The sequence below is a fragment of the Paenibacillus sp. FSL F4-0243 genome (genome assembly GCF_037963295.1).
Taxonomy (GTDB): Bacteria; Bacillota; Bacilli; order Paenibacillales; family Paenibacillaceae; genus Paenibacillus_AQ.
Genome location: NZ_CP150151.1, coordinates 5,285,896 through 5,300,585, shown reverse-complemented (window position 1 = coordinate 5,300,585; position 14,690 = coordinate 5,285,896). Strand labels below are relative to the sequence as shown.

Here is a 14,690-nt window from a genome sequence, read left to right as displayed (position 1 = left end):
ATGGATTATCAACTATTGTTATTGACTATTGCTGTTTCCTTTATCCTTGCGGTCATTGCCGCTCCGCTCTTCATTCCGCTACTGCGCAGGATGAAATTCGGACAGCAGGTGCGAGATGACGGACCGCAATCCCATTTAAAGAAAGCGGGAACGCCGACGATGGGCGGTATCGTAATCATCGTGGCTTTTACATTGGCTTATCTGAAATTTTCCGTGGTGAATAACGATTTCTACGTACTACTAGTGGCTACGCTTGGTTTTGGACTGATCGGATTTTTGGATGATTATATCAAAATCGTATTCAAGCGTTCTTTGGGCCTTACGGCGCGTCAAAAATTGTTCGGGCAGCTGTTGGTAGGTGCTGTGATGTGCGGTCTGCTGATTTCTGCAGGACATAGCACAAGTATCAGCGTTCCGGGTACTGATTTCAGCTTTGACTGGGGCGGCTTTTTCTACTATCCATTCATTATTATTATGATGATGGCAGTAACGAATGCTGTTAACTTTACCGATGGAGTAGATGGTTTGCTGTCTGGTGTAAGTGCTATTGCTTTGGCAGCTTATGCTGTTGTAGCGATGCAGGCTACGTCAATTGCAGCTGGCGTGTGTGCAGCGGCAATGATCGGGGCCGTTCTTGGATTTCTGGTCTTTAATGCCCATCCAGCTAAGGTGTTCATGGGAGATACCGGTTCATTTGGTATTGGCGGCGCGATAGGTGCGATTGCGATTGTCACAAAGAGCGAACTGCTGTTTTTAATTATTGGCGGTGTGTTTGTGGTGGAAATGTTATCTGTCGTGATACAGGTGGTTTCTTTCAAAACCCGTGGCAAGCGTGTATTCAGAATGAGCCCGATTCACCATCATTTTGAACTTGGTGGCTGGTCGGAATGGCGTGTGGTAATTTCGTTCTGGGCGGTAAGCTTGATATTAGCCGCTGTTGGACTATTTATTAGCAAGGGGTTGTAGCGAATGAAACATCCAGATATGTATCGTGGTGAAGAAGTTGTGGTTCTTGGGCTCGCAAAAAGCGGTGTCCAGGTTGCTAAAGTGCTGCATGATCGAGGCGCTGTAGTTACGGTGAACGATAAAAAGGAAAGAGATCAAAGTCCCGAAGCTTCCGAATTGGAATCTTTGGGAATTTGTGTTATAAGCGGTGGGCATCCGGATGGACTGATTCATGAAGGTGTAAGTCTGGTCATTAAGAATCCAGGCATTCCTTATTCTGCGCCTCCTGTGCAAAAGGCTCTTGAGCTTGGCATTGAAGTAGTTACAGAGGTGGAGGTTGCTTACCGTCTTTGTGCAGCGCCGATGATTGGCATCACGGGATCCAATGGCAAGACGACAACGACGACCTGGGTAGGTCAAATGCTGGAAGCTGCAGGTATGAATCCGATTGTTGCAGGTAACATTGGCACGCCTCTCTGTGAGGCTGCGCAAGAAGCTACAGAGGATAACTGGATGGTGGTCGAACTCAGCAGCTTCCAGCTCAAAGGTACGGAGACTTTCCGCCCCAAAATAGGTTGTTTGTTGAATATTGCGGAGACCCACCTGGATTATCATGGGAGCATGAAGGATTATGTCGATTCCAAAGCAAAGCTGTTCGCCAATCAAGTAGATACGGATACGGCTGTGCTGAACTGGGACGATCCTTTTTGCCGGGAACTTGTGCCGTATATGAAAGCTACTATTCTTCCGTTCTCTATGTCCGAGGAGCTCACTCATGGTGTGTTTGTTAGCCCATCCTATATTACGGGTCAAGATGACGATCTGAAGCGCCGTATCATCTATCGCGAATCTGCAGACCAAGAAACAATCATTGCTGATGTAGATTCCATTAGTATTCCGGGACGTTTCAACGTGGGAAATGCACTGGCTGCATGTGGAATTGCCATTGCTGCTGGAGCTGACCCCTCTTTATTGGGTGAAGTGCTTGCTTCGTTTCGCGGTGTGGAGCACCGGCTGGAGTATGTGGCTGATAAGGCTGGAGCCACTTATTATAATAACTCCAAAGCAACAAACTCCAAAGCGACGATTATGGCATTAACGTCCTTTGAGCGCCCTGTAGTGCTGATCGCTGGTGGATTAGACCGTGGTTCCGATTATTTGGAGCTGCTGCCTGTCCTGAGCGGTCGTGTTAAAGCGCTAGTGGCGTTAGGAGAAACTAAGGACAAGCTAACGAATGTAGCGCAGCTGGCAGGATTAAAGCAGATTATCTCCGTCGATAATGGGGAGAGTGCCGCTGCCGTGCTTGAGCAAGCTGTACAGGAAGCCTCCGCTCTGGCGGAAGAAGGAGATATCGTTCTTTTATCTCCTGCCTGTGCAAGTTGGGATATGTTTACATCCTATGAAGAGCGCGGGCGTATTTTTAAAGAGGCGGTGCATAACCTTTAAGTAGGGGGGTGGATAAGCCCCATCCCTACTACGGATGCAAGAGGTGTGCTCCTGATGAACAAAACTCGTCATGCTCCCGATATTTGGTTGCTGATTCCTATTCTATCTTTGCTGGTGATCGGCATGGTGATGGTATACAGCGCCGGGTCCGTTCTGGGCTTCCGCAATTATGGAGATTCGTTTTACTTTGTAAAAAGACAGCTTTTGTTTGCAGGACTAGGACTAGTCGCAATGTTCGTTACGGCGAATACCGATTACAGGGTGCTGAAAAAGCTGGCTAAGCCGGCACTTCTGATCTGCTTTTTCTTACTTGTTATTGTGCTTATCCCTGGTATTGGTGTAGTACGCGGGGGAGCGCGCAGCTGGCTAGGAATTAGCTCCTTCGGGATCCAGCCTTCCGAATTCATGAAGATGGGGATGATTCTATTCTTAGCCAATTGGCTAGGAAAAGAGGAATACGACATCACTTCCTTCACACGCGGCTTGCTCCCACCACTTGCGCTCATTGGGTCAGCCTTCGCGCTGATCATGCTCCAGCCGGATTTGGGTACAGGTACCGTCATGTTTGGTGCAGCCTTGATGATGGTCTTCACAGCAGGGGCTAGAATGAAGCATTTACTTTCACTTGGAGTAGCTGGTGCGGCAGGGTTTGTTGCTTTGATTGCAGCAGCGCCTTACCGGTTGCAGCGGATTACCGCTTTTCTTGATCCTTGGTCCGACCCCCTTGGTGCAGGCTACCAGATCATTCAGTCGTTATATGCGATTGGTCCTGGTGGGCTCGGTGGCCTTGGATTAGGAATGAGTCGGCAGAAGTACAGTTATGTACCTGAGCCACAAACAGATTTTATTTTTTCTATATTGGCCGAGGAGCTGGGTTTTATCGGTGGTTTGGCTGTGTTGATCCTATTTCTTATTCTAATCTGGCGCGGTATGAAGGTGGCGATGAGTCTACCTGACCGTTTTGGAAGCTATCTGGCCGTTGGCATCGTCTGTATGGTGGCTGTGCAAGTCATTATTAATATTGGTGTTGTTATTGGTCTAATGCCTGTAACGGGCATCACGCTTCCTCTGATTAGCTATGGCGGATCTTCACTTACACTGATGCTAACATCCCTTGGCATTCTATTGAACTTATCCCGTTTTGCGAGGTGAAAGAGATGCGTATCGTATTAAGCGGCGGAGGCACGGGTGGACATATCTACCCTGCGGTCGCTGTTGCTAGGCAAATGGAGTTGGAAGATAGCAAATCTACCTTCCTGTATATTGGTGGAACGCGTGGCTTAGAGAGCAAGCTTGTCCCTCAAGAGAATATCCCTTTCAAATCTATTGACATCACTGGTTTTCGGCGCAAGCTATCCATAGACAATGTCAAGACCGTGATGCGTTTCTTGAAGGGTGTCAAGGCTTCCAAAGAGATGTTAAGAGAATTTAAACCAGATGTTGTGATTGGAACAGGCGGTTATGTGTGTGGTCCAGTCGTTTATGCTGCATCCCGGTTGGGCATCCCTACATTGATCCATGAACAAAATGCCATACCAGGCCTAACCAATCGCTTTCTGAGTCGGTATGCGAGTACAGTTGCCGTAAGCTTTGAAGGAACAGAGTCCTCTTTTCCGGGCAGCAAAAATGTGATCTATACTGGCAATCCACGTGCCACAACAGTTACTACAGCAAGTCCGCAACGAGGATTCGCATCGCTGGGGATTTCGGATGGCAGTACTGTTGTTTTGGTGGTTGGTGGCAGTCAGGGAGCTAAGGCTATTAATAGAGCCATGATTGAAATGGCCCCAAAAGTGGGTAAGGGTAATGGTGTTCATTATGTGTATGTTACAGGTGAACCTTATTTCGAAGAGACTCGGGCGGAATTGCGTCAAAAGCTGGGTAGCATACCAAACTGGTTGCATGTCCTTCCTTACGTTCATAATATGCCAGAGGTGTTGGCTTGTACCTCCTTGATCGTTAATCGGGCGGGAGCCTCTTTTCTCGCTGAGATCACAGCGCTGGGTATTCCCTCTGTACTCATTCCATCTCCTAATGTGACGAATAACCATCAGGAGGCGAATGCAAGACAGTTGGAACGTGAAGGTGCTGCTGTGGTGCTGCTTGAGAAAGATTTAAACGGCACGGCACTATATGAGGCGGTTCAAAAAATCATCGGAACTGAAGCCGTGCGTGAGCAGATGTCCGTGGCCTCCAAACGACTCGGCAAAAGAGATTCTGCGGCAGTAATCACAAGCGAGCTCCGAAGACTTGCGGGTAAGAAGTCTTAAGATATCATCGTTTTCCATACGGGTTTTCCTTATTGGCAGCTCTCTGTCACACACTTGGAGGAACGAACATAGGATAATCCTATAATCGTGACAATCACCCAGGACACTTCCAAACCTGAGATGTAGTGCAGGATATTCTTGAAATATAAGAAAGTATAAGTTTCACGTTATACATTATCCTTATATTTCTCGCTTAAACGCCTACCGTCCTTATAAAGGACGCCGAAGACGTTTATACTTGTACATTTCATATGAGCTTGTAACGGAAGTGTTTGTGGTGGGTGAGCGGTAATCTCGGAGGTGATACATTGGACAAATTGGTGATTGAGGGTGGAAGTCCCCTGTCAGGCACCATTCGTATCCATGGAGCAAAAAATGCGGCGCTGCCGATTCTAGCGGCAAGCCTGCTGGCCGAAGGAGTTCACTCACTGCATAATGTGCCGAAGCTGCTGGACATCGAGACTATGCTAGACATCCTAGATCGGCTGGGCTGCAGGTGCGTGCATCAAGAGGATACGGTGACGATAGATACGTCTGCCGTCGGGACATCTCATATCCCTGAGGATTTAATGCGGCAGATGAGATCTTCCATTTTTCTAATGGGACCGCTGTTATCCAGATTTGGAGAGGTAACGATCTATCAGCCTGGGGGCTGTGCGATCGGAGAGCGTAAAATCGATCTTCATCTACAGGGACTTAAGGCGTTAGGGGCGGAGATCGAGGAGAGCAACGGAAGAATATTCTGTCGGGGCTCTAAGCTTATAGGGAGTGATATTCATCTCGACTATCCAAGTGTAGGAGCAACGGAGAATATTATGATGGCTGCGGCAAAGGCAGAGGGAACAACAACAATATCGGGGGCAGCGAGAGAGCCGGAGATACAGGACCTACAGCAATTTTTAAATAGCATGGGTGCTCAGATTATCGGTGCAGGTACGGACACCATCACAATTCAAGGGGTGAAAAACCTATATCCCTGTACGTACGAGGTGATACCTGATCGGATTGTGGCTGGAACCGTAATGATTGCTGCGGCAGCTACACGAGGAAATGTGACTTTGACACATGCCAATGCGGGGCATCTGACTTCACTTATTCATGTGCTCAAGCGGGCTGGTGTTCAAATCACAGTGTGCAATGATATAATTAATATCAGTTGTATGGGGCGCCCACGTGCTGTTGAGAGAATTGTGACTTCTCCTTATCCTTCTTTCCCAACCGATCTGCAATCTCAGGTCATGGTGCTGTTGTCTCTCGCTGATGGCTTCAGTGTAATCAAGGAGACGGTGTTTGAGGGACGATTCAAGCATGTTGAAGAAATGGCGCGGATGGGCGCTGATATTTCTATTGATTTGAATCGTGCGTTTATTCGCGGCGTTCAGAGATTGTATGGTGCTACTGTGGAAGCTACTGACTTGCGTGCAGGTGCGGCTCTGGTCATTGCTGGGCTTGCTGCACAAGGGACTACAGTCGTTGAGCAAGCACACCATATTGACCGCGGGTATGATGGAATAGAGAAGCTGTTTCAGAAGCTTGGCGCGCGTATAAGCCGCAAGGTACCCGTACCGGATCCACTTGATTTGGCCAATTAAAGCTCCCTGTCTCCTTCAGTTCTACCAAGGAAGGAGACAGGGCCTTATTACGGAGATATGAGAATGACAACAACCCGATTACCTCTTCTTAAAGAGGACAAGCCTAAGAAAAAAATGAGCCGTAAGATTACGGCGATCCTGCTGCTACTGTTCACTGCGCTTCTTGCTGTGATTTTTTTCAGATCGTCTATTAGTCACATTACAGTGATAGATTTTCAGGGAAGCAAGTATTCTACTAGTGAGGAATTACTCTCGCAAAGTGGAATTCATATAGGTGGACAATTCTTTGCCGTTTCTACGAAGTCTGTGGAACAATCTCTGCTGGAGCTTAAGACGGTTAAGGCTGTGGCCGTAAAGAAGGATTTCCCCGGGGTAATCACAGTGAAGATTGAAGAGTTCCCTGCGGTGGCCTATGAACTGGAACAGGGCGGCATCTTGAAGGCGATTCTGTCGAGTGGAGCAGCGGTGACTGTTAATGAGACTGGTATTGCTGTAGAGAAACCTATATTAACCAACTGGGATCCAGCTGATCCTAATAAGGCTATCCTATGTCAAACGCTTGGAAGCATTTCTAATGAATTGACAAGTGATATCTCTGAGATTGTTCCCTCGCCAACCTTGTCATTTCCGGATCGTATCAAGCTCTATACTAGATCCCGTTTCGAGGTGATCACTTCCATCTCTTTATTGAAGAGCAAAGTGTCATACCTGAATCAGGTAATAGAGACAAAGGAGCCTGGACTTATCACGATGCTTGAAGCCGACTCGTATGTTCCTTTTCAGGTCGAAAGTGAGGAGCAAAAGGGCGATGATCAAAAAGATGTGCAAGAGTAGAGTAGAGGTAAATAGTCCCTACTAATAGAGTTCAAAAAATGCTACAATCGGAGTTACGGGCAAGAAGCTATATCCCTCTTTTTTCTTCGATTTTTTTGAAATATAATCTTTTATATGGTTAGTAATAACCAAATAGGTATATATTTCTTGTGATAATTATCATTCTTATAAAAAATTATGAGTAACTAATCACATTTAGGGATGTTGGAATATTATTCCGTTCAAAAAATTTGTAGAAAAAAGAGGGAAAGGGTTAGGTATGTTGAATATGTACAGAGAAGTTTCCCGGGACCGGGATAAGATTATGCAAATTATTTCGATTATAACAGGAGGTGCCATAGGACTTGAGCAACAATGACATCATTGTTAGTTTGGACATCGGTACATCCAAAGTTCGGGCAATAATTGGGGAAGTTACCAATGGAACCTTTAATATTATTGGCGTTGGATCTGCTGATTCGGAAGGAATACGTAAAGGCGCGATTGTAGATATCGACCAAACTGTGCAATCGATCAAAAGTGCTATAGATCATGCAGAGCAAATGGTGGGTATTCAAATATCAGAAGTTTATGTAGGCATTTCCGGTAATCATATTGGCCTGCAATCCAGCCACGGTGTCGTGGCCGTTCAGAATGAGGATCGTGAAATCGGTGAGGATGATATCGATCGCGTTATTAAAGCTGCGGAAGTCATCGCTATGCCTCCGGAGCGAGAAGTGATTGATGTTGTTCCTAAACAATTTATCGTCGATGGTCTCGAAGGTATTCAGGACCCGCGCGGGATGATTGGTGTTCGTCTAGAAGTGGACGCAACCATCATTACGGGTGCTAAGACGCCAATACATAATCTACTACGATGTGTTGAGAAATCAGGGCTGAAAGTGAAGGATCTTGTGCTGATGTCTCTTGGTGCTGGTGGATTGGCGCTGTCCAAAGACGAGAAATCGATGGGATCTGTTCTGGTTGATATCGGGGCCGGGTCGACAACGATAGCCATATACGAAGAAAGTTCCCTTTGTGCAACCTCTACGATTCCGATCGGCGGAGAATTTGTAACTAATGACATTGCATACGGATTACGTACACTTACTGATCAAGCGGAGAAAGTAAAGCTAAAGTATGGTTGCGCATGGATTGACGATGCAGCCTCTGACGTTGTCTTCAAGGTGCTGCGCATTGGCAGTAATGTAGAGAAGGAATTTAACCAAGAGGATTTAGCGGCAATTATCGAACCACGGGTGCAAGAAATCTTCCATCTGATTAAACAGGAAGTGAAACGGCTTGGTTACAGTGAACTACCTGGAGGTTATATATTAACGGGTGGAACTGTTTCGATGCCTGGCGTATTAAAGGCGGCTCAGACTGAACTGGCTGCATCTGTACGCATCGCTGTACCGGATTATATCGGTGTACGGGACCCTGGGTTTACCGGAGGTGTTGGTATCCTGCATAATGTTGTCCGTAGCTTCCGTGGAAGAAGCAGTGGTGGAAGCAGCAACAAAAAGACGGTCAACCGGAGTAAGCAGAACGCCACTCCAAATCAGGAAACGGTTCAGAAGACCGGGTTTGTCGAGCGTCTAAAGAACATGTTCAGCGAGTTTATATAAGTGTAAGTCCAGATATACTTGGACCGGCCATCCAAGCACATTGAGGGGGAGATGGAACAATATGTTAGAATTTGATTTTGAAATGGAGAGCTTGGCGCAAATAAAAGTCATCGGCGTGGGCGGCGGAGGTAGTAATGCTGTCAACCGGATGATTGAAAATGGCGTTCAGGGTGTAGAATTTATTACGGTTAATACAGACGCCCAAGCGTTGCATATGGCCAAATCGGAGCACAAGCTGCAAATCGGGGACAAGCTGACCCGCGGGTTGGGTGCAGGAGCTAATCCTGAAGTCGGTAAGAAAGCAGCGGAAGAATCCCGTGACTTGATCTCTAATACCCTTAAGGGCGCAGATATGGTGTTTGTTACTGCAGGGATGGGTGGCGGTACAGGAACAGGTGCAGCACCAGTTATAGCTGAGATTGCTAGAGAGTGTGGAGCCTTGACTGTGGGGGTAGTTACTCGCCCGTTCACTTTTGAAGGAAGAAAACGTTATAACCAGGCAATGCTTGGAATCGAAGCTTTGAAAGAAAAAGTCGACACGCTAATCGTCATTCCAAATGACCGTTTGCTTGAGATCGTTGATAAGAAAACACCGATGTTGGAAGCTTTCCGTGAAGCAGATAATGTTCTCCGGCAGGCTGTTCAAGGTATCTCTGACCTAATTAAGGTTCCTGGTCTGATTAACCTTGACTTTGCGGATGTAAAGACGATCATGACAGAGCGCGGTTCAGCGCTTATGGGTATTGGTATTGCAAATGGTGAGAACCGTGCGTCTGAAGCAGCACGTAAAGCCATCATGAGCCCACTCTTGGAAACGTCTATTGAAGGCGCCCGCGGCGTAATCATGAACATTACGGGAGGATCCAACCTCTCTCTATATGAAGTTAATGAAGCGGCTGAGATCGTTACATCCGCCTCTGATCCTGAAGTGAATATGATCTTTGGTGCGATTATTGATGAAGGCCTGAAGGATGATATCAAAGTAACAGTAATTGCTACTGGCTTTGAACATAAACCATCGCCTGAAACTCCAGGACGTCGTCCGGTCTCGACGAATAACGAGCCTGCGGCAGCACCGGATAAGAGTTCAGCTAATTTACGTCCTTTCGGCAATCAGAGTTCTTCTGACCAGCTCGATATTCCGACGTTCCTGCGTAATCGTACTCGGGGCAACAATGACTAATTAAATAGAATCAAGATTATACGAGAACACCGTATCGCTTAGCTGATTAGCTATAGCGGTACGGTGTTTTTTTTGCGTAAATGTAATAAGGATCAAGCAAGACTATGAACGGCACTGTGTAGCTCCAAGGGGGTGATGGTTGACTAAGTAGTTACAGTAGGTGGTAACTGGTAGTCGGAGAGCGGAAAGCGGCAACCATTAACTATCGGATAATCCTGCAAAAATACAGTGTTTATTAATAAGCAGATGGTTAAAGCGTTGATTCCTGCGAATCTGCAGTAATTCCTGCGCCAAATAAAGATTTCTAGCCAAAAGTGAGGATATCCTGTATATTTGCAGTTTTTGGACTTCATGAAGCGGAGTTTTGCACAAAAAGTTGTATATTTGCAGGATTCCTCTATTCCATTGAATGATCCAGCGAATGATGGAGCGAATGACGCAGTGAATAAAAGATATAAGAAATTCCATAAAGAAGGAATAAATCCTCACGCGCTATAACTCGACAAAAAAACCGCAAGAATGCCCCCCAAGTTTAGACAGACTTTGAATGCGAGACTTTCTATACTAATCATATCGTCCAAAAAACAGAGCCTGATCCAATTTGGCTAGAGGATAGATTCCGCCATTAAGCAGGTGAATGCACTGGTTGTTTATATTGACTTGATATTCGCCGCCAATCTAGTGATCGACGGAATTCTTTTGTGGCTGACAGGCTGGATGGTTAAGCTGAGAATCTCATGGTGGCGTTTAATCCTCTCAGCTCTCGTTGGCGCACTGTATGTAGTGATGATGTTTGTACCGGAGCTGTCTTTCATGTATACCTTCCTTATCAAGTTTGGATTGTCGGTGGTTATGTTATGGATTGCCTTTGGTTTTGGGAGTCTGCAAAGCTACCTTCGCACTATGGGAGCTTTCTATATTATCAATTTTGCAGCCGCAGGTGGAATTGTTGGTATTCACTATTTGCTGCAGAGCTCCAGCGACATTTGGAATGGTATTATGTTCACTGCTTCAGGAGGGCATGCCTACGGCTTAAAGATCGGCTTTTGGTTTGTCATTGCAGTATTCCCCCTGGTGTTAATCTGCTTCAAGGCAGTGCATTCTTCACGAATCAGAAGGGAGCAGCTTGAAACCTATATCGGTGAGGTGGTTGTTGAAATTGATGGTGTAAGTGTTTCCTGTCCTGGCCTGTTAGACACAGGTAATCGTCTCTGTGATCCTTTGACCCGCATACCGGTGATGGTGATGGAATCGACGCTCTGGGAGGGGCATCTGCCTGCTGCATGGAAAGGGAGACTCACTCAGGATGGTGCGGACAGACTTTTGCTAGAAACGGACGGGCAGTCGTTTGCTTGGCAGGATAGGATGCGACTAGTACCTTACAGGGGGATTAACCGAGGGGCATCATTTATGCTCGCACTGAAGCCAGACCTTGTGACGATAAAGCTCGGTGAAGATATCTTTTATAGTAAAAGAGTCTTAATTGGGCTGGATGGCGGGACGCTCTCAGGAGATGGAGCCTATCGGGCGGTCATACATCCGGATTTAACTCAAAAAGAGAGCGCCACTGATGCAGCACTACCTTCCTAATCTTTAAAGCTAGCTGAACCAAACTTCTGATGGCTGAAAGCGGGAATTAAAAGCTTCATACGCTAACCGTGTACTTCTTGGAGGAGGAACAATAATGGTCAAATGGAAAATTGCTCTGCAGCTGCAATATTACCGCATGCTGTTTCTACTGGGGCTGAAGAGTCAGGAAATCTATTATATCGGCGGGAGCGAGGCTCTACCTCCACCGCTGACACGGGAAGAAGAAGAGTATCTGCTTCAGCGGCTATCTAGCGGCGATGCTGCTGTTCGTGCGATGCTGATTGAGCGTAACCTGCGCCTCGTAGTGTATATCGCTCGTAAATTTGAGAATACCGGAATCAATATTGAAGACCTGGTTTCGATAGGGGCTATCGGATTAATTAAGGCGGTTAACACTTTTGATCCCGAGAAAAAAATAAAACTAGCAACATATGCATCACGTTGCATAGAGAATGAAATTTTGATGTATCTGCGGCGTAATAGCAAGACACGGAGTGAGGTTTCTTTTGATGAGCCTCTTAATATCGATTGGGATGGTAATGAGTTGCTGCTCTCAGATGTTTTAGGGACGGAAAATGATACCATCTATCGGAACATTGAAGAACAGGTCGACCGCAAGCTGCTGCAAAAGGCGCTGGAAAAGCTGAGCGAACGGGAAAGACTCATTATGGAGCTGCGTTTCGGACTACGTGGGGGCGAAGAAAAGACGCAAAAAGATGTGGCGGATCTGCTCGGCATTTCCCAATCTTACATCTCTCGTCTGGAGAAACGAATTATTAAGCGGCTGCGTAAGGAGTTTAACAAGATGGTGTAAGGTGAAATTAGCAAGGAATAAAATGGCCAACCCGGGAGATAATGTACAGTAATGTTTCTCCTTGGGAGGTAAATCATCATGACCCGAAATAAAGTCGAGATTTGCGGTGTGGATACTGCTAAGCTGCCTGTTCTAACGAATGTGGAAATGCGGCAACTGTTCACTTCGCTGCAGCAGCAGGGCGAGCGATCCGCCAGAGAGAAATTGGTAAATGGTAATCTTAGGCTCGTTCTAAGTGTTATCCAGAGGTTCAATAATAGGGGAGAATTTGTTGACGATTTGTTCCAGGTGGGCTGCATCGGTCTGATGAAAGCCATCGATAATTTCGATTTATCACAAAACGTTAAGTTCTCCACATATGCGGTTCCGATGATTATTGGTGAGATCCGTCGTTACTTGCGTGATAACAATCCGATTCGAGTATCGCGTTCACTCAGAGACATTGCTTATAAGGCGCTGCAGGTACGCGATAGTCTGACCAATCAGAATTCGCGGGAACCGACGATATTCGAAATCTCTGAAGCACTTGGCGTACCGAAGGAAGATGTAGTCTTTGCCCTTGATGCTATTCAGGATCCAGTGTCCTTATTCGAACCGATCTATCATGACGGTGGCGATCCTATTTATGTAATGGACCAGATTAGCGATGATAAGAATAAGGATGTGTCGTGGATCGAAGAAATCGCCTTACGTGAAGCGATGCGTAAGTTAGGTCAAAGGGAGAAACGAATTTTATCCATGCGGTTTTTCGAAGGGAAAACACAGATGGAGGTCGCAGATGAGATTGGTATCTCACAGGCACAGGTCTCACGTCTAGAGAAATCTGCGATTCAGCAAATGCAAAAGCATGTGAAGTCTTAAATCGTCTGAAATGAGGAGATATCCAGAATCCGTGATAAGGATTTTGGGTGATCTCCTCTTTTTACTGTTTCAGGAAGTATATATTGAGCCCCCGCAAAGTACCTTGGTAAGCATCTAAGCATAGCCTCACTTTGTGGGGATATTTCATGCATGTGGCCAAGCTTTCATAACATATATTGGACTATAGGTCTGATTGTACAGGGGTGGTGAGATGAACGAGGATTATTTAGGATCAGCCAAAAAAATGAAAATCTCTGATTTTCAGACTAAGGACGTTATTAACATTGTGGACGGCAAGCGGCTGGGCCAAATCAGTGACTTAGAGCTTGATTTACGCCGAGGTGTCATTGATGCAATCGTAATTCCCGGATACACTCGGTTTATGGGATTGTTCGGAGGCGGAACCGATCTGATTATTCCATGGCGAAATATTGTCAAAATCGGGTCTGATGTAGTGCTTGTGAAGATTGAAGAATCAAGAATACCTCAAGGGCAGGACGAGCGGGAAACGATGTATTTGGAACGAGGGGACCGAGGCGAACGGCGCACTTATTAATTAGGTGCGTTTTTTGTTTTTTATAAAATGATTCGAAATGGCATGACTTAAAAGTTAGTAAATTTGATGTTCTAGCTTAAGCGGCATTTTGTAGGGGTATTTACATGTGGTACACTAAGGCGGAGGTGAGGATATGGAACCGTTTGTGCAGGGGAAGGAAACACTTATGCTGCTCCATCTGGAGCCTTGGCGTGTGAAGCATAAAGAAATTACAGCAGGTTTTACGGGTAGACAGGGAGGGGCTAGCAAAAAGCCTTATGACAGCCTGAATTGTGCATTTCATGTTGGGGATGCTCCGGAAGATGTCTTAACGAATCGTAGGGCGCTTGCGGAAGCTCTTGATTTCAAGCCGGAAGCTTGGACTTGTGGAGAACAAACCCATGGAGCAGAAATAGCAGTGGTAAGGGAAGCCGATCGTGGGCGGGGTCAAAAGGATAGAACCTCGGCATTTCAGGCAACTGATGGTTTGCTTACAGATGTACCGGGAGTTTTTCTGACTTCTTTTTATGCGGATTGTGTACCCCTTTATTTTTATGATCCTGTGCACCAAGTCGTCGGTCTTGCCCATGCTGGCTGGAAGGGAACTGTGGCCCAGATTGCAGCCGCTATGGTGAGTAAAATGGAGACCATTTACGGAAGCCATGCGCAGGACATTATTGCAGCGATCGGACCATCCATTGGTGACTGCTGTTATGAGGTGGACGATTATGTGATGGAGCATGTTCATCGACTGGAAGGTGATCTGAGTAAACCAACAGAAACAGCCAGTACTGTGGAGCTGTACAGAACATCTGACACAGATGAGAACAAATACATGCTAAACTTGAAAGAAATGAATCGACGCATTATGATTAAAGCAGGAATATTGCCGACTCATATCGAATGTACATCTTGGTGTACAAGCTGTAATCAAGATTTGTTCTTTTCTTATCGTAAAGAAGATGGGGTTACAGGCAGGATGACGAGCTGGATCGGAATAAAGGAGAGTTGAA

At 46.2% G+C, this 14,690-nt stretch carries 13 protein-coding genes; all 13 read left to right on the top strand.

From position 1 onward, the window contains the following. The 13 genes from mraY to pgeF all read left to right on the top strand — a co-directional run bounded on the left by mraY (window position 1) and on the right by pgeF (window position 14,689). Complete coding sequence (gene mraY, locus NSS87_RS23645) at window positions 1-966, top strand: phospho-N-acetylmuramoyl-pentapeptide-transferase (RefSeq protein ID WP_042190854.1); 966 nt, start codon at window positions 1-3, stop codon at window positions 964-966. 3 nt (window positions 967-969) lie between these two features. Next, window positions 970-2,391 carry a UDP-N-acetylmuramoyl-L-alanine--D-glutamate ligase gene (gene murD / locus NSS87_RS23640; RefSeq protein WP_339243126.1) on the top strand — a complete coding sequence of 474 codons (1,422 nt, stop codon included), beginning with the start codon at window positions 970-972 and terminating at the stop codon, window positions 2,389-2,391. A 54-nt stretch (window positions 2,392-2,445) separates the two neighbouring features. Next, on the top strand, window positions 2,446-3,543 hold the full coding sequence (spoVE, locus tag NSS87_RS23635; protein WP_042130238.1) for a stage V sporulation protein E: 1,098 nt from the start codon (window positions 2,446-2,448) through the stop codon (window positions 3,541-3,543). 5 nt (window positions 3,544-3,548) lie between these two features. Continuing rightward, window positions 3,549-4,661 (top strand): undecaprenyldiphospho-muramoylpentapeptide beta-N-acetylglucosaminyltransferase, encoded by a 1,113-nt coding sequence (gene murG / locus NSS87_RS23630; protein ID WP_042190850.1) that lies wholly within the window; start codon window positions 3,549-3,551, stop codon window positions 4,659-4,661. 308 nt (window positions 4,662-4,969) lie between these two features. Next, window positions 4,970-6,253: a UDP-N-acetylglucosamine 1-carboxyvinyltransferase gene (murA, locus tag NSS87_RS23625; RefSeq protein ID WP_042190848.1), complete on the top strand. Its 1,284-nt coding sequence runs from the start codon at window positions 4,970-4,972 to the stop codon at window positions 6,251-6,253. Window positions 6,254-6,316: 63 nt separating this feature from the next. Further along, a complete protein-coding gene (locus tag NSS87_RS23620) occupies window positions 6,317-7,087 on the top strand; it encodes an FtsQ-type POTRA domain-containing protein (protein ID WP_339243122.1) in 771 nt (256 codons plus the stop codon). A gap of 344 nt (window positions 7,088-7,431) precedes the next feature. Further along, the gene (gene ftsA, locus NSS87_RS23615) at window positions 7,432-8,694 is read left to right on the top strand and encodes a cell division protein FtsA (protein WP_042190844.1); all 1,263 of its coding nucleotides are present in this window, start codon (window positions 7,432-7,434) and stop codon (window positions 8,692-8,694) included. 61 nt (window positions 8,695-8,755) lie between these two features. Further along, window positions 8,756-9,877: a cell division protein FtsZ gene (ftsZ, locus tag NSS87_RS23610; RefSeq protein WP_042130228.1), complete on the top strand. Its 1,122-nt coding sequence runs from the start codon at window positions 8,756-8,758 to the stop codon at window positions 9,875-9,877. A 642-nt stretch (window positions 9,878-10,519) separates the two neighbouring features. Continuing rightward, window positions 10,520-11,467 carry a sigma-E processing peptidase SpoIIGA gene (spoIIGA, locus tag NSS87_RS23605; protein WP_042194361.1) on the top strand — a complete coding sequence of 316 codons (948 nt, stop codon included), beginning with the start codon at window positions 10,520-10,522 and terminating at the stop codon, window positions 11,465-11,467. Window positions 11,468-11,558: 91 nt separating this feature from the next. Next, entirely contained in the window at window positions 11,559-12,281 is a 723-nt protein-coding gene (sigE, locus tag NSS87_RS23600; RefSeq protein ID WP_028530613.1) for an RNA polymerase sporulation sigma factor SigE, read from the top strand. Between the two features lie 78 nt (window positions 12,282-12,359). After that, window positions 12,360-13,142 carry an RNA polymerase sporulation sigma factor SigG gene (sigG, locus tag NSS87_RS23595; RefSeq protein WP_036683631.1) on the top strand — a complete coding sequence of 261 codons (783 nt, stop codon included), beginning with the start codon at window positions 12,360-12,362 and terminating at the stop codon, window positions 13,140-13,142. Between the two features lie 211 nt (window positions 13,143-13,353). Next, window positions 13,354-13,698 (top strand): YlmC/YmxH family sporulation protein, encoded by a 345-nt coding sequence (locus NSS87_RS23590; RefSeq protein WP_339243119.1) that lies wholly within the window; start codon window positions 13,354-13,356, stop codon window positions 13,696-13,698. Window positions 13,699-13,831: 133 nt separating this feature from the next. Next, window positions 13,832-14,689, top strand: coding sequence for a peptidoglycan editing factor PgeF (gene pgeF / locus NSS87_RS23585; RefSeq protein ID WP_339243116.1), 858 nt, complete (start codon window positions 13,832-13,834; stop codon window positions 14,687-14,689). Window position 14,690 lies beyond the last annotated feature (1 nt).

Excerpts from the sequence above, each read along its gene's own strand:
- sigG (WP_036683631.1), top strand. The coding sequence starts at position 12,360 with ATGACCCGAAATAAAGTCGAGATTTGCGGTGTGGATACTGCTAAGCTG.
- pgeF (WP_339243116.1), top strand. The coding sequence starts at position 13,832 with ATGGAACCGTTTGTGCAGGGGAAGGAAACACTTATGCTGCTCCATCTG.
- NSS87_RS23620 (WP_339243122.1), top strand. The coding sequence starts at position 6,317 with ATGACAACAACCCGATTACCTCTTCTTAAAGAGGACAAGCCTAAGAAA.
- spoVE (WP_042130238.1), top strand. The coding sequence starts at position 2,446 with ATGAACAAAACTCGTCATGCTCCCGATATTTGGTTGCTGATTCCTATT.
- mraY (WP_042190854.1), top strand. The coding sequence starts at position 1 with ATGGATTATCAACTATTGTTATTGACTATTGCTGTTTCCTTTATCCTT.
- NSS87_RS23590 (WP_339243119.1), top strand. The coding sequence starts at position 13,354 with ATGAACGAGGATTATTTAGGATCAGCCAAAAAAATGAAAATCTCTGAT.
- ftsZ (WP_042130228.1), top strand. The coding sequence starts at position 8,756 with ATGTTAGAATTTGATTTTGAAATGGAGAGCTTGGCGCAAATAAAAGTC.
- murG (WP_042190850.1), top strand. The coding sequence starts at position 3,549 with ATGCGTATCGTATTAAGCGGCGGAGGCACGGGTGGACATATCTACCCT.
- murD (WP_339243126.1), top strand. The coding sequence starts at position 970 with ATGAAACATCCAGATATGTATCGTGGTGAAGAAGTTGTGGTTCTTGGG.